The organism is Streptomyces zhihengii (assembly GCF_016919245.1).
Classification (GTDB): domain Bacteria; phylum Actinomycetota; class Actinomycetes; order Streptomycetales; family Streptomycetaceae; genus Streptomyces; species Streptomyces zhihengii.
Genome location: NZ_JAFEJA010000002.1, coordinates 2,325,380 through 2,344,949 on the forward strand (window position 1 = coordinate 2,325,380; position 19,570 = coordinate 2,344,949).

Annotated in this window: 16 protein-coding genes and 1 pseudogene; 15 read left to right on the forward strand and 2 right to left on the reverse strand. The window is 69.2% G+C overall.

From position 1 onward, the window contains the following. Nucleotides 1–18: 18 nt before the first annotated feature. Together JE024_RS37655 and JE024_RS37660 are read left to right on the forward strand one after the other, a co-directional pair. Nucleotides 19–756 carry a response regulator gene (locus JE024_RS37655; RefSeq protein WP_205378310.1) on the forward strand — a complete coding sequence of 246 codons (738 nt, stop codon included), beginning with the start codon at nt 19–21 and terminating at the stop codon, nt 754–756. Between the two features lie 94 nt (nt 757–850). After that, nucleotides 851–1,123 (forward strand): hypothetical protein, encoded by a 273-nt coding sequence (locus JE024_RS37660; RefSeq protein WP_205378311.1) that lies wholly within the window; start codon nt 851–853, stop codon nt 1,121–1,123. Nucleotides 1,124–1,127: 4 nt separating this feature from the next. Here the strand turns inward: JE024_RS37660 and JE024_RS37665 are convergent, their stop codons facing one another. After that, entirely contained in the window at nt 1,128–2,207 is a 1,080-nt protein-coding gene (locus tag JE024_RS37665; protein WP_205378312.1) for a hypothetical protein, read from the reverse strand. Between the two features lie 292 nt (nt 2,208–2,499). Here JE024_RS37665 and JE024_RS37670 point away from each other — a divergent pair, with 292 nt between their 5' ends. The 8 genes from JE024_RS37670 to JE024_RS37705 all read left to right on the forward strand — a co-directional run bounded on the left by JE024_RS37670 (nt 2,500) and on the right by JE024_RS37705 (nt 10,771). Next, on the forward strand, nt 2,500–3,444 hold the full coding sequence (locus JE024_RS37670) for an ABC transporter substrate-binding protein (RefSeq protein WP_244883533.1): 945 nt from the start codon (nt 2,500–2,502) through the stop codon (nt 3,442–3,444). A gap of 2 nt (nt 3,445–3,446) precedes the next feature. Next, nucleotides 3,447–4,412, forward strand: a complete 966-nt coding sequence (locus JE024_RS37675; protein WP_205378313.1) for an amino acid ABC transporter permease — start codon at nt 3,447–3,449, stop codon at nt 4,410–4,412. Nucleotides 4,413–4,420: 8 nt separating this feature from the next. Next, nucleotides 4,421–5,173: an amino acid ABC transporter ATP-binding protein gene (locus JE024_RS37680; RefSeq protein WP_205378585.1), complete on the forward strand. Its 753-nt coding sequence runs from the start codon at nt 4,421–4,423 to the stop codon at nt 5,171–5,173. Beyond that, entirely contained in the window at nt 5,170–6,384 is a 1,215-nt protein-coding gene (locus tag JE024_RS37685) for a M20 family metallopeptidase (RefSeq protein ID WP_205378314.1), read from the forward strand. The genes JE024_RS37680 and JE024_RS37685 overlap by 4 nt, the downstream gene beginning before the upstream one ends. A 71-nt stretch (nt 6,385–6,455) precedes the next feature. Further along, on the forward strand, nt 6,456–7,748 hold the full coding sequence (locus JE024_RS37690) for a cyanophycinase (protein WP_205378315.1): 1,293 nt from the start codon (nt 6,456–6,458) through the stop codon (nt 7,746–7,748). Nucleotides 7,749–7,854: 106 nt separating this feature from the next. Next, nucleotides 7,855–8,718: a MurR/RpiR family transcriptional regulator gene (locus JE024_RS37695; RefSeq protein WP_205378316.1), complete on the forward strand. Its 864-nt coding sequence runs from the start codon at nt 7,855–7,857 to the stop codon at nt 8,716–8,718. Nucleotides 8,719–8,888: 170 nt separating this feature from the next. Then, a complete protein-coding gene (locus JE024_RS37700) occupies nt 8,889–9,461 on the forward strand; it encodes a TetR/AcrR family transcriptional regulator (RefSeq protein WP_205378317.1) in 573 nt (190 codons plus the stop codon). 131 nt (nt 9,462–9,592) lie between these two features. After that, entirely contained in the window at nt 9,593–10,771 is a 1,179-nt protein-coding gene (locus JE024_RS37705) for an alkane 1-monooxygenase (protein WP_205378318.1), read from the forward strand. A 280-nt stretch (nt 10,772–11,051) separates the two neighbouring features. On the opposite strand, the gene JE024_RS37710 is transcribed toward JE024_RS37705, so the two are convergent. Next, nucleotides 11,052–12,656 carry a CocE/NonD family hydrolase gene (locus JE024_RS37710; protein ID WP_205378586.1) on the reverse strand — a complete coding sequence of 535 codons (1,605 nt, stop codon included), beginning with the start codon at nt 12,654–12,656 and terminating at the stop codon, nt 11,052–11,054. Nucleotides 12,657–12,837: 181 nt separating this feature from the next. Here JE024_RS37710 and JE024_RS37715 point away from each other — a divergent pair, with 181 nt between their 5' ends. The 5 genes and pseudogenes from JE024_RS37715 (at nt 12,838) to JE024_RS37735 (ending at nt 19,375) form a co-directional block, all read left to right on the forward strand. Then, nucleotides 12,838–13,554 (forward strand): TetR/AcrR family transcriptional regulator, encoded by a 717-nt coding sequence (locus JE024_RS37715; protein ID WP_205378319.1) that lies wholly within the window; start codon nt 12,838–12,840, stop codon nt 13,552–13,554. 1,066 nt (nt 13,555–14,620) lie between these two features. Beyond that, nucleotides 14,621–14,968, forward strand: a pseudogene (locus JE024_RS41565) (transposase); the annotation flags it as partial. Nucleotides 14,969–15,249: 281 nt separating this feature from the next. Next, nucleotides 15,250–16,068, forward strand: a complete 819-nt coding sequence (locus JE024_RS37725; protein WP_205378321.1) for a hypothetical protein — start codon at nt 15,250–15,252, stop codon at nt 16,066–16,068. Between the two features lie 68 nt (nt 16,069–16,136). Next, entirely contained in the window at nt 16,137–17,054 is a 918-nt protein-coding gene (locus JE024_RS37730; RefSeq protein WP_205378322.1) for a P-loop NTPase family protein, read from the forward strand. Further along, nucleotides 17,051–19,375: a hypothetical protein gene (locus JE024_RS37735; protein WP_205378323.1), complete on the forward strand. Its 2,325-nt coding sequence runs from the start codon at nt 17,051–17,053 to the stop codon at nt 19,373–19,375. Before JE024_RS37730 ends, JE024_RS37735 begins: the two co-directional genes overlap by 4 nt. The last annotated feature ends 195 nt before the right edge of the window (nt 19,376–19,570 follow it).

Here is a 19,570-nt window from a genome sequence, read left to right on the forward strand (position 1 = left end):
TGTCCGTGGAGCTGTGCTATGCCGGACAACGGGAGCGTCGATCGCGAGGCCGGGCCTGTCACCGTCGTCGTCGTCGACGACCACGAGGTGGTGCGCCTCGGCGTGCGTGATCTGCTGGAGGCCGAACCGGATCTGCGCGTGGTGGGGGAGGCCGGCACGGCATCCCAGGCCCTGGCCCGCATCCCCGCGCTCCGGCCACGAGTGGCAATCCTCGACGTCCGACTGCCGGACGGGGACGGCATCCATGTCTGCAGGGAACTGCGCTCGCGACTGCCGGGGCTGGCCTGCCTCATGCTGACCTGCTTCGACGACGAGGACGCCCTGCTCGACGCCATACTGGCCGGGGCCTCCGGCTACGTCCTGAAGCAGATCACCGGCGGCGAACTCGTGCACGCGGTCCGCACGGTGGCCGCCGGCCAGTCGACCCTCGACCCGGTCGCGACGACCCGCGTCATGGCCAGACTGCGGGAGACCGCGTCGGACGAGGACCGTCGTCCGCAGGGTCTGTCCGGCCTCACCGAACGGGAATGGGAGGTTCTCGCACTCGTGGGGCAGGGACTGACCAACAGGGAGATCGGCACGGAGCTCTACCTGGCCGAGAAGACGGTCAAGAACAACATCTCGCGGCTGATGGCCAAGCTCGGGGTGGAGCGCCGGGTGCAGGCGGCGATCATCGCCGCCAGGGCGATGCCGCCCGGTGAGGGGGGAAGGGACCGGCTGACCGCAGCCACCGAAGGATTCCGGTCCCACGCCTGACCTCCTGCCGTCCGGCGAGGCAAGGAGCGGGTCCGCCGTACTCTGCCGCCCGGGCAGTTCCCGGAGTCTGCCGCGACGGACCGATGACCCCGTCATGCCGAACGCCACCGTGGTCGTGCGCACGGCGTGCCCCCCCGGCCCGCACGTCAGGGAGGGCGCGCAACTCGGCATGGCTGCTCCGTCCGAGGGCACGCCGGTCGCACTTGAGGTCGGCATCCTCGACGGCGAGACCACCTTCGTCGGCACCTTCCCCTCCAACCGCCAAGTCGTCGACGTCGCGCTGCCCCTCGCACAGCACGACCCGACTGTTCCCCACGGCTCGTCGCGAGACCGGCGCGGCCCGCTCGGCCGGGTGGTCAAGCGCTGACCTTCTACGACTCCGTCGGCGCGGTACCGCTCCGGGAGCCGCACGTGCTGGGCGTGCCGTTGTAGAGGTTGGGATCGGGCACGCCGTTGGTCACGCTGCGCAGGTAGTAGCCGCAGGTGGGCCGGTTCTTGAAGTCGAAGGTGCTGCCTGGTGTCAGGTGCCAGATCTTGAAGCCGGAGTAGCTCAGGGACCGGCCGGGCACGGCCCGCTCCGGCCGGTGGTCGGCGAGGACGACATAGGCGTCCTCGCCGTAGAGCGTGGCCAGTCCGTTGCGGTCGATGTACAGGGAGCCGCCGCCCTCCTCGACACCCACACCCCAGGCGCTCTGGCCGCCGGCCAGTCCGTCTTCGACGGCGCGGGCGACGAAGGCCATCGTCCGCCCCATCCGGTCGCGGGTGACGAAGTGCGAGTCGTTGACGACTCCGCCGTAATGGGCCCAGTCGAACATGCCCGTGGTGAAGCTGATGTAGCTGTCGTACGGATCGGCGACCGCTTCGGCGCTGGTGACGCTGCCGTTGCAGGCGTCGTAGACGACCGGGCTGTTGATGTGGTGCCCCGCACTGCCGCCCCCGGATCCGCCGCCCTTGGCGACCACGGACTCGACGGACGTCTCCAGTGCGGTGCCCTTCCACCCGGTGTAGCGGCACTGGTCGCCGCCGGCGAAGTCGACGAACTCGGCTTTGCGCACGTCGGTGTTGACCTGGGTGTTGTTGCCGTCCGATGCCTTGGTGAGTGTCCAGGTGGTGCAGGAGTTGACTCCCGCGAGACCCATGACGGTGTCGCACTCGGGGGTCCTGCTCCCCGACGTCGGGGCCGACCCGGCGGGCACCACGACGTCCAGGCTGCCGCTGTTGCCGCGGATCGCGTCGATCGCCCTGCTCATGGATGCCGCGACGACGGACCCGGCACCGTTCATGGTGAAGGCGGGACCGTTCCAGGCGGCGCGATCGACGTCGGTGGGGCTGCCGAGCCGGATCCGGTTTGCGGCTGCCTGTGCCGAGTGTGCGGTGGTTAGGACGCCGGCAAGGGTGAGGAGAGCAACCGCGGCGGAGGCGGCAGGCCGGAGCACGGGGCGCTGATTCATGGTTCCTCCGTGGGGGCATGGGCCCGGGAGAGGCGAGGCGGTGGATGTAACGGAACATACAAGCTGAAGCATTTGATGGATAGATGTAGGTCGAGGTCTATGCCCGGGACTGCCTTGCTCGGGGATATATCCATCTTTGGGGGATTTGATGAGCTTTCTTGTGTGCAGTCGTGCGGCGTTGCAGGAAAGTAACAGGCGATACATCTAGTCACGCCTGGCGTTCATATGTACTTTCTGGTCTGTGGCCGACGGCGTCGCCGTCGGCAGGGACCACCCGAGAGGCGCTACCGCGATGCATGTTCGACTCACCCGCCCCCTGGCAGCCACCGCCATGGTGGCCACGGCCCTCGCGGCGCTCTCCGCCTGCGGGAACCCCGAGAGCGCCACCCCACCCGCGGACAAGGCCTCCGTCGCGGGTGTCACCGTCGAGAAGGACCAGGCCCTGCACGACGCGCTGCCCGACTCCATCAGGAAGTCCGGCACCGTCAGGGTCGCGACCGACGTGCCGTACCCGCCCTTCGAGATGTTCGTGAAGGAGGGGGAGAGCCAGCTGACCGGCCTCGACTACGACCTCGGCCAGGCACTCGGCGCGAAGCTGGGCGTGACGTTCGCCTTCACCCCGCAGAAGTTCGACGGCATCGTCCCCGCCATCCAGGCCGGCAAGTTCGACGCAGCGATGTCGGCGATCACCGACAACAAGGAACGCCAGCAGGTCGTCGACTTCGTCGACTACTCCCAGTCCGGCTCGGGCATCCTCGTCGCCGACAAGAACCCGGCCAAGATCGCCACCCTCGACGACCTCTGCGGACAGAAGGTCGCAGTCCAGACGGCCACCAACCAGCTCGACCTGCTGAAGTCGCACCAGGCCGCCTGCGCGAAGGCCGGCAAGGGGAAGATCGGCATCCAGACCTTCCCCAAGGACTCCGACGCCCAACTCGCGCTGCGCTCCGGCAAGGTCGTCGCCCAAGTGCTGACCAAGCCCGCGGCCGGCTGGGTCGCGAAGACGGCGGACGACGGCAGCACGTTCGACCTCGTCGAGGACGCGCAGGCCCCCGGAGGCTACAACGCCTCACCCAACGGCATCGCCGTGACCAAGGAACTGCCGGAACTCACCGACGCCATCCAGAAGGCTCTCCAGGCACTCATCGACGACGGAACCGTCACCAAGATCTTCGACAAGTACGGCGTCGCGTCCATCGCCGTGAAGGAAGCGACGAAGAACGCGGCGGTCGACTAGACATGATCGACACCAAGACGCCGGCCGACACCCCCGCAACCGCTGTCGCCGCCCGGGACCTGGAAGTCGTCCCGGTACGCAACTACGCCAGGTGGCTCGCGGCCGCGGCTTCCGTCACCGCCCTCGTCGGACTGGCCGGCTCCCTCGCCCGGAACCGGAACCTGCGCTGGGACATCATCGGCGACTACCTCTTCGCCGACCTCATCTTCACCGGACTGGCCACCACCTTGTGGCTGACCGCCGCCGCGATGGCCCTGGGCCTGGGCCTCGGCACCCTGATCGCCGTCATGCGGCTCTCCTCCAGCCCCGTCCTCTACGGCCTCGCCACCTTCTTCGTCTGGATCTTCCGCGGCACACCGCTGCTCGTCCAGATCATCTTCTGGGGCTATGCCGCCGCGCTCTACAAATACGTGATGATCGGCATCCCGTTCACCGACGTCACCTTCTTCCGGGCCGAGACCAACTCCCTTCTCACCCCCGCGATCGCTGCCCTCCTCGCGCTCGGACTCAACGAGGCGGCCTACGCCTCCGAGATCGTGCGGGCGGGCATCCAGTCCGTCGACACCGGCCAGACCGAGGCCGCGCACTCGCTCGGCATGCGCCCCGCGCTGACCATGCGCCGCATCGTGCTGCCCCAGGCGATGCGCGTCATCATCCCGCCCATGGGCAACGAGACCATCAACATGCTCAAGATGACCGCCCTGGTGTCGGTCATCGCGGCCCACGACCTGATGTCCAACATCCAGGACGTGTACGCGCAGAACTACCAGGTCATCCCCATGCTCGCCGTCGCCAGCATCTGGTACCTCGGCCTGGTGACCCTACTGAGCATCCCCCAGTCGTGGCTGGAACGCCGCTACGGCCGAGGCACCGCCCGCGCCGGCCACGCCTCGCCGCTCCGGCGCATGCTCGGCGGAGCGGCCGGCCTCCTCACCAAGAACCCCACCGGCACGAAGGCAGCGCGATGAACGCCCCCATGGTGCGCGCCGAAGGCGTACGCAAGCACTTCGGACACCTCGAAGTCCTCAAGGGCATCGACCTCACCGTCCAGCGCGGCCAGGTGTGCTGCCTGCTCGGGCCGTCCGGCTCGGGCAAGTCCACCTTCCTGCGCTGCATCAACCACCTGGAGAAGGTCGACGGCGGGAAGCTCACCGTCGACGGTGACCTCGTCGGCTACCGCCAGCACAGGAACAAACTGCACGAGCTGCGGGAACGTGAAGTCGCCGAGCGGCGGCGCGACATCGGCATGGTCTTCCAGCGCTTCAACCTCTTCCCGCACATGACCGCACTGGAGAACATCACCGAAGCCCCCGTGAAGGTCATCGGGCGCTCCAGAGCCCAGGCGAGCGAAGAAGGGCACCGGCTGCTGGAGCAGGTGGGGCTCGGTGACCGCGCCGGCCACTACCCCGCCCAGCTCTCGGGCGGCCAGCAGCAGCGCGTCGCCATCGCCCGGGCCCTGGCGATGAAACCGAAGCTGATGCTCTTCGACGAGCCGACGTCCGCCCTCGACCCGGAACTGGTCGGCGACGTCCTCGACGTCATGCGCCGGCTGGCCGCCGACGGTATGACCATGATCGTCGTCACCCACGAGATCGGCTTCGCCCGCGAGGTCGCGGACACCGCCGTCTTCATCGACGAAGGCGTCGTCGTCGAAGCCGGCGACCCCCGCAAGATCCTCGTCGACCCGGAGCAGGAGCGCACCCGCACCTTCCTGTCCAAGGTCCTGTGAGCGCCCCCCTGCGGAACCGGCACCGCATCAGCGACCTCCTCGCCCACGCCCGCTCCCTCCACGACCGGTACCTCACCGACCTGGCCGAGCTCGTCGCCATCGACTCCGGCTCCTACAGTTCCGACGGAGTCAACCGCGTCGCCGACTGGGTCCACGCCCGACTCGACCGCCTCGGGTTCACCGTCGAACGCGTCCCGCTCACCCCGGTGCGGCACACACCCGCGGGGGACGTGGTGATCGGCCGGAAGAGGGGCACGCTGCCCGAGACCAGGGGAGGGCGCAGGATCCTGCTGGCCGCGCACATGGACACCGTGTTCGAGGACGGCACCGCCGCCGCCAGGCCCTTCTCCACGACCGGCTCCCTGGCCCACGGCCCGGGAGTCAGCGACGACAAGGGCGGACTCCTCGCCGGCCTCGTCGCGCTCGAAGTCCTGCGCGACCTGGGACTCGACGAGTACGCGGAGCTCGTCTTCCTCGCCACCCCGGACGAGGAGATCGGCTCCCCGGCGAGCCGGTCCGTCACCGAGGCGACAGCGCGGGGCATGCACTTCGGTCTCGGTCTCGAATGCGCCCGGGAGAACGGCGACCTGGTGATCGCCCGCAAGGGAGTCGCCGACTTCCGCCTCGCCGTCACCGGCCGCGCCGCCCATGCCGGCATCGAACCCGAGCGAGGTGCCAACGCAGCACTCACCGCCGCCCACCTCGTCGTCGCGCTCCAGGCCCTCAACGGCCACTGGGACGACGTCACCGTGAACGTCGGGGTCGTCCGCGCGGGGGAGCGGACCAACATCGTCTGCCCCGACGCGGAACTGCGGGTCGAGGTCCGTGCCGCCACCACGGCCGATCTCCGGCGCGCCGAACAGGCCATCAGGGACATCGCCTCCCGGCCCGAAGTCCGCGGCACGGACGTCACCGTCGAACGCCTCGATCTCTGCCCGCCCATGGAGGACACATCCCGGTCCCGGCACATGTTCGCCCTCGCTCGCACCTCGGCGGCCGAACTCGGCCTCAGCTTCGGTGCCGCCGCGACCGGCGGCGTCGGTGACGCCAACCTGATCGCGGGCACCGGCGTTCCCTGCCTGGACGGACTCGGCCCCGTCGGAGGCGCCGACCACACCGCCGACGAGTGGCTCGACACCTCGACCGTCCCCCAGCGCGTCGCTCTCCTGGCCGCGCTCGTCGTCTCGCTCGGCCACCCCGGCAGCCCCTGACACGAACCTTCCCGCGGACCTCGTCCGCGCCTGCTCGCTCCGCCACCCCAACCGACATCCGGAGGCACACCATGCCCCTTCCCTCCCGGCCCGGCCGCCGTTCCTTCGCCGCAGGCTGCGCCGCACTCGTCCTGGCCCTCACCTCGGCACCGGCCGTCCACGCGACCGGTGCCCCGGCGAGCTCACGCACCGGCTCGCTGGTCCTGGTCGGCGGTGCCCTCAAGGACGACAACGCCCGCGTGTACGGCGAGATCATCAAGCGGGCCGGCGGCGCGGGCGCCCGGATCGGGGTGCTGACGGCGGCCTCGGTGCCCGAGAGCCAGGACCCGAACGCCGACGACCCGGACACGTGCAGCAATTCCGCCTGCAACGGCGCCTACTACGCCGACCTCTTCCGAAGGCACGGCGCCGCCGACGCCCAGTGGATCCCCATCGATCTCGATCACATCGCCAACGCCGAATCCGACGCCGTCGTCGCCCAGGTGAATTCGATGACCGGCTTCTTCTTCGGCGGCGGCGACCAGTACCGCTACGTCACCAGCCTGCTGCGCGGTGCCGAGCACACCGACTCCAAGGTCCTGGCCGTCATCCGGACCAAACTCGCCGAGGGAGCCGTTGTCGCGGGCTCCTCCGCCGGCGCACAGATCGCGGCCGGCCCCGACATGGTGACCGGCGGCGAATCGTACGAAGGTCTCCGCGATGGCAGCGCGGCAGGCTACTTCGACGACCCCACCCGGCTGGGCCACCTCCCCGAGGGTGGCTTCGGCTTCCTGCGCAGCGGACTCGTCGACACGCACACCGGCGCCTACGGCCGCGAAGGCCGCGCGCTGCGTCTGGCCGCCGACACCGGACACGACACCGTCTACGCCCTGGAGGAGAACACCGCACTCGTCGTCGACCACCCCGGGACCTCTCACGAGACGATGCGTGTCATCGGCCCGAATGGCGCGGCGGTGCTCGACCTCAGCCGCGCACGCACCGGCACCGACGCCCGCGGATGGTCCCTGAAGGGAGCCCGGTACACCTATCTCACCGACGGCGACCGCTACGACGCCCGCCACCGGCTCGTGCTGCCAGCCGCGGGCAAGCGCCCCCTCACTCCACGCGGCTTCGGCCCGGTGCCCGCGAACACGGACGTCTTCTTCTCCGTCGCGAACCCCTCCGGCGCCCCGTATTCCTTCCGCACGACCGCGCGCGCCCTCGCCGCGACCCGCGCCCAGAACAGCGCCGTCGCCACCACCTACGAATCCGGGCCGCGCTTCACCGTCACCTTCACCAAGAAGCCCGGGTTCCTCGCCTGGACGACGGACAGGACCAGCGCGCAGACCCTCATCGGCCTGGACATCGCCATCGCACCCCGGTGAGCCGGTCGAACGGCGGCCGGTGCCGGGCGCCGTGACCTCAGGAGGCCGCCCCGCACACGTGCGGCACTAAGCTCTCCTCACACACACCAGGGAAGAGGACACGGACATGGCCGGCACGATCGCCGACGACATTCGCTCCAAGCTCGGCGACCTCAGCCCCGCCGAACGCAAGGTCGCCCGTGTGATCCTGTCCGGCTACCCGTCGTCCGGCTTCGAGACCGTCGCCGTCATCGCCGAACGCGCCGCCGTCAGCACCCCCACCGTCCTGCGCTTCGTGGGACGGATCGGATACAACGGCTTCCCCGACTTCCAGGCGGCACTGCGCGGCGAGCTCGACGAACGCAACGCCTCCCCGCTGACCCTGTACGAAGCCGCAGACGACGCCGTCGACGATGACGGATCCGCAGCCGGCCTCATGTCCCGCAGCGCCAGGCTCTTCAGCGGCGCGCTGACCCGGACCCTCGCGGAGATCCCGCCCCACGATCTCGAGCGCGCCGTCACTCTCCTCAGCGACCGCAAGCGCCGGATCACCCTGGCCGGGGGGCGCTTCACCGACCTCCTCGCACGGTATCTCGGCCTCCACCTCATGCAACTGCGCGACGACGTCCGCTTCCTGCCCGACCGGGACGTCGAACGCACCGCCCTCCTCGCGGCCCTCACCCGCCGCGACGTCCTGGTCGTCTTCGACTACCGCCGGTACGAGGACGACAAGGTCGCCATCGCCCAGCTCGCCCAGGAGCGCGGCGGCAGAGTGGTCGTCTTCACCGACACCTGGCTCTCACCCGTCAGCGCACACGCCGAAGTCGTCCTGCCCAGCCAGGTGTCGACACCGTCGCCCTACGACAGCCTCGTGCCGACACTCGCCGTCGTCGAAACCGTGGTCGCGGGTGTTCTCACGGCCCTTGGCGAAGAGGCGCACCGGCACATGCAGCACGGTGAGGACACGGCACGCCGCATCGGGCTCGTCTGAGCACACTGCCCCGTACGCGGCATACCGGCCATTCCAGTGAGCCCATCCCGCAGGACGGGCCATGCAGGCGCAGGGGAGCGGATATCCGGCATAGCGAGTGGGATCACGACGAGTCACCGGGGCCCGACGCCTCCTCTCCGGCGCCGCCGCGCGCGGCTTGGAGGATGCGCATGCGCCGCGCCGTGCTTGACGCCGCGCGGGCGACCGCCGCGGAGAGCGGCTGGGACGCCGTCAGTCTGAACACCGTCGCCGTGCGGGCGCAGGTCTCGCGACCCTCGGTCTACAAGGAGTTCCACAGCCGGCACGGTCTCGCGGAGGCGCTCGCCCAGGAAGAGGCGGCCTCGTTCCTCGCCGAGATCGCTGCCGTGCTGGAGAGTCCGGCGGCTTCCCCCGGTGCCTCCCTCGCCGCGTCGGTCGACCGGGTACTCGACATGGCACGGGCCAACCCCTTGGTCGCCTCGATCGTGCACGCGGCGGGCAACGGCACCGACGGCCTGCTGCCATACCTGACCTCCCGACCCGAACCGGTCGTGGGGACCGCGCGCAGACTCCTCGCGAACTGGTTCCGCGCAAGGTTCCCCGACAGCTCCGCCGCCGCATGCGGCGCGGCGGCCGACGTCACGGTACGGCTCACGATCAGCCTGATCCTGCTGCCGTCGCCGGGAGCGGATCCGGCCCCGGGGCGCACAGTGGCGGCAGCGGCCCTCGGCGCACTGGGGCACGAGGACTCCGCACGTATCTGACGGAGCGTCAGAACATTGACGCGCTGTCCCCTGTTGGCCGCGGGGCACACGGGTGTCACTCTGTGGGCCGCCGGGGCACCCGAACTCGCCGAGGTCCACGCCGCCCCCGCCGCGATGCACCGGGAGTCCTCATGCCAGCAGCCGATCCGCACCCCTCCCCAGCACCTCCCGCCGCTTGGCGCGACCGCAAACGCTACGTGTGGCTCCTCGGCCTCGCTGTACCGACACTCCCCTTCCAGGCCGCCGGCCTGGTGGCACTCTCCGGGCAGAACGCATTCTGGTGGTGGGGGCCCGTGTTCGCCTTCGGAATCATCCCCGTGCTCGATCACGTCATCGGCACGGATGCCGGCAACCCGCCGGAAGAGGCGATGAAAGGCCTGGAGGAGGACCGCTACTACCGGTGGTGCACCTTCCTCTACCTGCCTCTGCAGTACACCGCGCTGATCTGGGCCTGCTGGATGTGGACCCAGGACACGCTGTCTCCGGCGTCCGCCGTCGGGCTGGCCCTCACCACCGGCGTCGTCGCGGGTGTCGCCATCAACACCGCCCACGAGCTCGGCCACAAGAAGGAGGCGAACGAACGCCTCCTCGCCCGCATCGCGCTGGCACAGACCGCCTACGGCCATTTCTACGTGGAGCACAACCACGGGCACCACGTCAGGGTCGCGACCCGCGAGGATCCCGCGAGCTCACGCCTCGGAGAGTCCTTCTGGGGCTTCCTCCCGCGCACGGTGTACGGCGGAGCCGTTTCCGCCTGGCAGCTGGAAGCCCGGAGATTGCGGCGCCGCGGACGCCTTGTCTGGTCGCCGCACAACGACGTCCTCACCGCCTGGGCGGGCACTTTCGCGCTGTTCGCCTCGCTCGCGGTCGCGTTCGGCTCCGCCGTGCTCCCGTACCTCGTGGTGCAGGCCGTGGCCGGCATCGTGCTCCTGGAGAGCGTCAACTACCTGGAGCACTACGGACTGCTCCGCCAGCGACGGCCGGACGGCCGGTACGAACGCGTGGCCCCGCGACACAGCTGGAACAGCAACAACACCACCAGCAACATCTTCCTCTATCAACTGCAACGCCACTCGGACCACCACGCCAATCCGCTGCGCCGCTACCAGACGCTGCGCCATGTCGACGAGGCGCCGCAACTGCCCTCGGGCTACGCCACCATGATCGTCGTCGCCTGGATTCCGCCGCTGTGGCGGCACGTCATGGATCACCGAGTCCTCACACACTACGCAGGGGAACTCGGGCGGGCTAACATCCGTCCCGGACGTGAGCAGCGGTACGGCGCAATAGCCGGCGTGCAACGTCCCTGAGGATGCGCGGCCGGCCGCCGTATGCTCAGGGAGCGGATGTCACGCGGCGGAGTGGCGGGATTGCGCATAGCTGGCCAGCATCCCGTTCCGGTCTCTGGACGCGCCGCTCGAGGCGGTGTCCGACGATTTCTCTGTCACGTTCAGCGTGTCGAACTGAGCCGTGGTCTCCTGGGGGCCGCTGCGTACCCCTGACTTGGCTGGCCTGGACGGCGAAGAGGACTGGAGGGGTGAGCCGGGCCGGACGGCCCGGCTCGTTGACCGTTCCCCGGAGATTGACGAACTACGCGAGCTCAGGGCTGCTGGGAAGTATCAGTGCCGAGTTCGTGTGGAGCGTGATGCGCACCGGCGTGACGTTGATGGCGTCCACCGGCGACTCACCGGTGCCGGGATTGCGGGCGTAGCGTGGGTGGGCGCCTCCGCTGATCTGCCAGCGTATCCGGTGGCCGATGGGGAAGTGGTGGGCGGTAGAGCTCATCGGCACGGTGACCTGCGAGGGCTCCTTTTCGGTTGTCCGGATTCGGACGAACCCGTCACAGATATTGACGGAGCGGCCTCGTGTGTCCACGTCGCATAGGCGGGTGAAGACATCGGCATGTCCGGTGTCCGTGGAGATGCTCAGCCGTGCGGAGACGGGACCCAGAATTTCCACGGGCTCGGTCAGCGGTGGGCCGGTGAACGTCAGGACGTCGTCTCGGGCCTCCAGGGTGGCGTTGTTCCGGGGACCGGCGGTTCGGGAGAGCAGGGGGCCGCCGAGGGAGGGGGTTGGGTCGGCCGGGTCGTAGCGGAACGACGTCACGGGTGCGGAATCTGCGGAGGGCTGTTGGGTGAGATGCCCGCCGAGGACGGGGTACCACGAGGTGGCAGCCGCGGCTGGCGGCCAGTCGTCGAGATCCCGCCAGATGTTTTCGCCGCCGATGTGCACACGCACCGCGGTGGGACGAAGGCCGGAGGGATCGGCGTGCAGGTGGGCACGCAGCCACGCGAGGCTTTCGCTGAATACCTCCGGCCATCCTTGCTGCAAGGCCGAAGTGTGGGTCCAGGGACCGACGAGCAAGGCGGTCTCACATCCGGCCTGGCGCAGCCGTTCGTACTGCTCGAAGCTCTGGTCGGCCAGTGCGTCGTGCCATCCCGTGATCAGAGCCGTGGGCACGCGGAGCCGTTGCGCCGACTCCGCCAGCGACGCGTCGCGCCAGTAAGCGTCCTCGGGGTCCGGATGCGTCATCACCGTGTCCAACCACGGCAGTTCGCTGCCCAAGGCTGACACGTACGCCCCACGCAGGGGCTGCGCGGTGGTGACGTTGCGCAGACGGCGCTGCAGGCGCAGCGTTGCTCTGAGGAAGGGTGCTATGCCCTGGTGCTGGTAGTTCATGCCTACGCCGACGGCGAGGGTGTTCTCCAGGCGCAGCGCACCGTCTGCGTGGAACAGGGCGTAGGGATCATGCAGCCCTACTTGCACCACCATTGCCTTCAGTTCCGGCGGTGGGGCCAGAGCGAGGGCCCATTGCACGTAGCCCAGGTAGCTGGGGCCGACGGTCCCCAGTGTTCCGTTGAACCAGGGTTGATCGCGCAGCCAGGAAACCGTGGCCTGGCCGTCGGCGGCCTCGTTGCGCCACAGGTCGAACACGCCGCCCGAACCGCCGGTGCCGCGGCAGCTCTGCAGGACTACATGGAAGCCTTGTTCGGCGAAGAGCATGCCGTACTGGGGTGACCACGGCAGGCCTCGGCCGTAAGGAGAGCGGACCAGGAGGGTGGGGAAGTCGCCCTGGGCGCGCGGGAAGTAGTGGTCAGTGATCAGCGGGCTGCCGTCGGCGGCCGGTACCACCAGCCCTGGCGCCCATCGGACTTCGTGTTGTTTTGCCGGCAGGCCTCGCCAGGTTGCCCTCATCATCCGGGAGGACAGTGGCGGCTTTCCGGCGGATGGCACCCAGGCTGGTCCGGCTACGTCGACGGGCGTGCGTGGTGGCATCGTTCCCCTCCTCTATTCTCGTACTGTGTACGAGAATAGAGGAGGATTGGATAGCCTTCGCACAAGTCACCTCAACAACCAGGGGAAGGAGTGCGAGGCCGTGGCCCGCGACGGAAAGCCCGATGCCGTGGACATCGATCCGGAACAGCTCTGGCTGCGCCCCACTGAGCCCCGCAAAGGCCGCAGACCCTCCTTCGGCCGGGAGGCGATCATCGCGGCAGCCGTCACTCTGGCGGACGCGGAAGGACTCGACGTGGTTACCATGCGGCGGGTGGCCGCCGAGGTCGGGGCCGGCGTCATGTCGCTCTACAGCTATGTTCCGGACAAGGAGACGCTGCTGGAACTGATGGTCGACCACGTCTGCGGCGAACTCACGGTCACGGACCCTCCCAGCGGCGACTGGCGTACCGATCTGAAGACCGTGGCCCGGCTGCAGCGCGCCCACATGCTGAGCCACGCTTGGCTGCCCGCGGCCTTGTTCACCCGTCGCGTACCGGGTCCCAACACGCTGGCCTTCCTCGAACACGTGCTCGCCGTCCTGCGGCCCACTGGGCTGGACGGTGCGGCGAAGCTAGAGGTCTTCGCCCAGATCACCGCGTTCGTGGCCGGACATGTTGCCCATGAGATCGCGCAGGCCGCTGTTTCACGATCGCCGGGTCGGGCCGCAGCCGAGGGCCGCTACCTGGCCGCTGTCGCCGCAGACGGCTGCCACCCGGAACTTGCCGAAGCCCTTTCCGCCCCCGGGCGTCCCCTCACTCCCGATGCCACCTTCACCCGGTTCCTGAACCGCCTGATCGACGGCCTCGATGCTGACTGATGCCACACCCGGTGACTGACGCCCTGCCCGCGGCGCCTCGCGGGAACAGGCCGTCTGCTAGTCCAGGGCTACGGCCGCTACGGGGTCTGGCGCCGACTCATTCTTCGGCGGCAGACCGGCTACCTGCCGAGTGGACCTGCCTGGGCAGCGCGTGGATCGCAGCATGGCGATGGGCGAGCTGCTTGGGCGTTATCAGAACCGGGGTGCGCGGCGGGGACGACACACACGGGCATGAGCCGCGTTCGGGGGCAGGAGCTGACCCACGCGGACGGAATGGCGGAAGAGATACCGGGCCGGCTGCTACGGTGGCGTGGGGCGATGCACTGATCAGCGCCTCGGCGTTGAGTGATCTTGGCGTTGTCGCTTGGGGAGCTGCCCGTTGTCGACGGGGCCACACAGGCGGTTCCGTTCCTGTGAGATCTCGCGGTGACCAACTCTCGCCAGCCGCTCCGGAGTGATCCGGCTGCTCTTGACGATCTTCGAACATGATGATCCTCCTCGGCTGCACGTTCAAGGCACAGCCCACCAGGCCGTGCTCGGTGGCAGGGTCTGGCAGACAGGTTGGCCAGTGACAGGGACCAGCCGTGAAGGCAGCGGCGCAGAACTTGGTGGCCGCGATGGGCAACCATGCGTGTGAGGCCTGCCGTCCTGTCGGATCACGGGCCTGCTGTTGATCTGCGGAATGGAGAGCCGACCCGGCCTCGAAGGGATCATCCGGGAGCGGTGCCAGCAGTGGCTGCCCGGCGGAGAGATCCTCGCCGATCGTGAGGGGCCACGGCCGGAGCCCTCGTCAGTCTTGTTGAACGGCTCCTGGCTAGCCCCTGACGACCGCCCAGCCGACGCCTTCCGGGTCATGCTGGCCCTTCGGGACCAAGGGCCGGCCGAACCATTCCCGGCAGCTACGACACCGCAGCCCTCATCGAGGTCCTCAAGCAGATGCAGGTGTTCTACCTCTGATTCTGGCCAGTGCTCCGCGGTGCATGACTCTGCTGAGTAAGGCGTGATTCGGGCAGGCAGGTGTCGTTGGTCTTCCATGGTTGCTGTGATCGTGGGAGGGCCGGGAAGGATGTCGCTGGAGCCTCGGGCTGACGTGGGGGTGTTGGAGCTTACGGTCCAGGTGGTACTGGCTGCGTTTCCCAAGGGGACGTTCGCGGTGCGGATCCGCGAGGCGTTGGGCCCGCTGTTTGAAGACGCGGTGTTTGCCGGGGCGTTTTCGGCCCGGGGACGCCCTGCCGTATCGCCGGGAGCGCTGGCGCTGGCGCTGGTGTCGATGTTGCAATTCACGGAGGGGGCTCACCGACCGGCAGGCCGCTGTCCAGGTGCGGGCACGGATGGACTGGAAGTTTATCTCGGTCTGGAGCTGGATGATCCCGGGTTCGACGCCTCTGTGCTGAGCTTGTTCCGTGCTCGTCTGATCGAGCACGGGCTGGAGCAGACAACGCTGGAGCAGGTGCTGAGAGATGACGGGCGGACGGCGGTGCCAGCACGGCTGGCGCGAGGAGTTCCCGGCCCGGACCGGCGGCCACCGCCGCCCCGGACGCATCCGGGGCGCCAGGGGCAGGGGCCGGACGGTCGGCGTGATTTGGCGATCCCGTCGAACGGCACGGGGCCGAGCGGTAGCCTCTGAGCGGCCGATCACGCGCAGGGGACGGGGTGTTGGGTGTGGGGGAAGACTTACGGCGCCGGCTTTGTGCCGTGCTCCTGCTGGCAGGTGCGCTCACGCCCGGCACCGCGTCCGCCGCCACCCCGGACGACGCCCGCAACGTCGTCTGCCTTTCGGCGAGCGGCCGCCAGGGGGTCGTGGAAGCGGCGTCGGCGCTGGGCTTGGTTACGGCCGCCAGCACACCGGCTGCGGTCGACCCGGCAGGGGGCGTGGCCGAAGCGCTGACCCTGGACGCCTGGCGGAAAGACCGGCCCGCCGACTTCCGGCGCGCCTGCGCGGCACACGTCGAGGCCCAGGCCCTCACCAGGGGCGCTCCTTCTGCTTCGGCCCCCGCGCCGGGCCTGCTGTCCTGGTTGCTGCCGCTGGTGGTCGGCGCGCTGCTCACCATGGGTGCCGCCGAGATCCGCAGCGCCCGGGATCGGGGCCTGGCGAACGCGAACGGGATCAGGACGGCCACGGCGGCCTTCCGTGACGCCGTCTCCGCGTACGCCGCCGAGTGGGCCGAGACGACAGTGGGCGCCAGACCCTCCCCGGTAGAGGTCGACACCACCCGTCGGCACCTCGTCGCCGTGCTGCGGCGGGCGACCGCCGGACGCAGCAACTGGCGGTTCGTCGAGCGGCTGGTGAGCGATCTGGACAGTCCGCGCTATCGAGCCGAGCTGAAGGAAGGCTGGCAGGCCGATCGGACGGCCGGCCTTCTTCCGCAACGGGGTGAGCGCGTTGGGGCACTGCTCGGTGCGCTGGAGTCCGACGTCGAGCGGATCGCGATGGCGGCCGAAGGGCTGACCCCCCTGAGGCGCCGCCCCATGCGGAAGGAGGACCCGGCGTCCCCTCTGTGCCCCGTTCGATGAGTTCGAGGAAGGTCGCTGCCCGAACGGTGCAGACGACGCCCCAGCAGGCAGGAGTATCCGGAGAGATCATGCCCAACCCCTTCACCGCCCCGGGGCGCACACCGGCGGACAACCGTCCCCTCTGCCCGTGGGAGACGCCCGCCCACGACGCGTGGTATGCCCCAGTCGACCACTCGGAGGATGCGTACCAGGCGTACGTCACGCACCTCCGCGAGAACCCGGACATCAGACAGGCCGGGCAGGTGGTCCTCATCACCGGCCCTGAGGGCTGCGGGAAGACCGCTTGGACACACCGTGCCGCGTCGTGGACGAAGAACTTCCTCCAAGGGCAACCCGCGCCGCTCACCGTCCACATCGTCGATCTGACGAAGGACGGGCGAGCCGGAGATGACATGGCGACCCGCATCCGGCACGTCATCGGCAGGCTCCTGGACGAGCTGGATCTCCTGGGCGTCCTGAACGCTCGGGAACTGGAAGGGCTGGAAAGGCGGCGGGAGGACCCGGCAATATTCTGCCCCTACCTCTCCGGGATCGTGCGGGGCCATGACCTCGGCCTCCTCGTCCTGCTGCCGCCCTCCGAGCTGGCGGAGGAAGTGCATCAGTACCTGCGGCTGGTTCAGAGGCGTGTTCTGTTCTTCTGCGAGTCCTCCTACGACAACGTGGCCCAGGCCGCCGTTTCCCTGTCCGTCGCCGGAGCGAAGCCGCTCGCCCACTTCGCCGTGGACGTCCTCGACGAGAGCGACGGCTGGGAGTTCGTCAGCCACCGGCTAGCCCTGGCGAACGCCAACGGCCTGGCCGTACCCGCCATCGACGAGTCGACCATCCAGCAGTTCATGCGGACGCGGATCAAGGGCCGGGGCCGCACCACCATCCGTGAACTCCAGATCACCTGCGAGCACGTCCTCGACACCGCGATACGGGCGAGCCGCAACCAGGTGAGCTACTCGGATTTCACTGAGTACTACGTGGCGAAGGCGATGCTGTGACGAGAGAACACACCCCCACCCCTGCCTTCCGGGGCAACCCCTTTCCGGTCAGTGCTGTCGCCCGGCACTCGCCCTCGGACGGCCCCGATTTCAGCATCGCCACCCCGGCGGTGCGCCAGGCCCTTGACCATGTCCGCTCCTTCCTCCGCACCTCCGGCGAACAGCCGGACGCCCCCGGCTCCGGCGGCAGCGGCCATGTGGTCGCCGTGGTCGGCGAGTACGGTACGGGGAAGACCCATCTCACCGTCGAACTGCTCCGCTGGATCGAGGGCCACGGCGAGGACGCCACGCACACGCTGTACGTCGACGCGCCCTCCGACACCTTCCAGGCTCTCTACAAGGACCGCTTCTTCCCGAAGCTGGACAAGGACGACGTCCGCCGCCGGGTCACCGAGTACTACGCTGACGTCGTGGCCGAAGAACTGGCCGACTCACCCCTGACCGCGGACGCCGCGAGGATGCTGAAGGACCGCCGGCTGCACCCACAGGAGGTCGTCCGCCGGCTTGGTCTGAGCGAATCCGCCTTCCTCCAGTCGCTCCAGGCCCGGCTGGGACACATCACCGAGCACAGCGACTTCGGCACCGCCCTCGCCCTGTTCCTGCGTCCCGAGTTCGAGGCGGCCGTCTGGGAATGGCTCGCGGGCCACCCCGCCGACCCCGTGCTGAAGGAGCGCGGCGTCGTGCGCACGATCGACACCGACATCTCGGCCCTTGAGGCCATCGGTGTCTTCGCCTTCCTATACGGCAGGCAGGGACACCGGTTCGTGCTGGCCGTCGACGAGTTCGAGAAGGTTCTTTCGCGAGGGACGCGCAGCGCGCAGCACGAAGGGTCGGTCCTCGCCTTCAAGAAGCTGCTGGAGGTCTTCGCACAGACCCGCTCGCTGCTGATTCTCAGCGGGCTCCCGGACTTTATGGAGATCCTGCCCGGGGACGCGCGGCAGCGGATCTCCTGTGTGGTGCGGCCAACGGCACTGTCCGCTGAGGACACGCGCGGGTACATCCGGCACGCCCTCGGGCGGAGGGATGGCCCTCCAGGTGGCCACGGCGCGGACCTCGGGCCGTTCAGTGAGGAGGTGATCGCCTACCTCGTCGAACTCGCCGGGGGGAACGCGCGCAAGGTCATCCGGCTCTGCTATCACGCGTACCAGACCGCGGCGGCGGCCGGGACCGACATCACCCGTGCAATGCTCCGGGAAGTGGCGCGGGACCAGTTCGAGGCGTCCTCGCCGCAGGATGTGCGGGCCGAGATCGTGCGGGTCCTCGACAGCGGTGGCTGGGCTTTCGCACAGGACCACCAATTCGAGACCGCGGGTGAGTCCGGGGACGCCGGTGAGTCCGGCGGGCCCGGGGAGCCCGGGGCGGCGGTGGTGGACTTCTGGCTGCCGGTGGGCGGGGAGGGCGCCGGCTTGGGGATCGTCCTCAGCCAGTCCATCCTGAACGACGAGGAGGCGCTGAGGGTCGCGGCGCAGGGCGAGGCGGCGTCCGCGGCAGCGAACGGTCCGTCCTTCGTCGTCCTCGTGGTCAACGGATATCTCGCGGGAAACCTCTCGGAGGTTGTGACCGAACCCTTCGAGCGCGTCTTCGGCTACGCGCCCCGCCGGTTCCCGGACGATTTCTCCGCGGCGATCAAGGGGTTGATGCAGCGTCTCGAAGCCACCTTCAACGACGACCGCATCGCGCTGATCGAGAGCCGGATGAGCCAGCTGATGCGCCAGACGACCGGGGTGCGCAGCTCCCTCGACGAGATCGGCAACCGTCTCACCTCCCCGGCGCTGCTGGAGCGGGCCGTGACACGGGGCGTGCGGCGAGCGTTCGTGGCGGTGGGGGAGGGGGAACCCTCCGGCGAGGTGCCGCTTCCCCCTGCCATCCTCCTGCGGTTCCAGCAGGTCATGACCGAACTGCGCACCTGGCGAGAGATCGGGGAAACCATGATCGATTCGGCCTTCGAGGACGACCACAGGCACTCCCCGCTCTTCCCGCCGTCCCTTGTAAGAACAATGGGCCTGCTCCATGTGCAGGAAAGGACGCTGACCGCCTTCCGTGACGCCGTCGCCCGTACCTTCGATCCCGTACTCGACAAGCGCAGGGAGAGCCATGACCGGGACATCGCCCCCCTGTGCCACCGCTACGACCGGCTCACCGAAGACACCCTGGAAGCCTTGGACCACGAGGCGTTGGACATGTTGCACGCGAGCGGGGTGAGGAGCGGTCCGGCCCGCCGCTGGCACCGCCGAGAGGCGGACGCCGCGTTCTCCTTGGTGCGCCTCCTGCGGGACCTCGGCCGCGATGTGTACGAGCTGAGCGAGAACTACCGGTACTGATCACGCGCGTTGCCGACATACTGGGTCCTGATCCTGGCGACGACCTTCGGTGTGGTGGAGCCGGCCGGGCATACGCCGCCCGAAGGTCTTCGTGCCCTGCCATGATGCTCGGCTGACCGCCTGTGCCGACCAAGCGCTGCCAGGTCCGGCGGGATGACCCCGTTCTGCCCTGGGCTGACGTGCGTGCCGGGACTT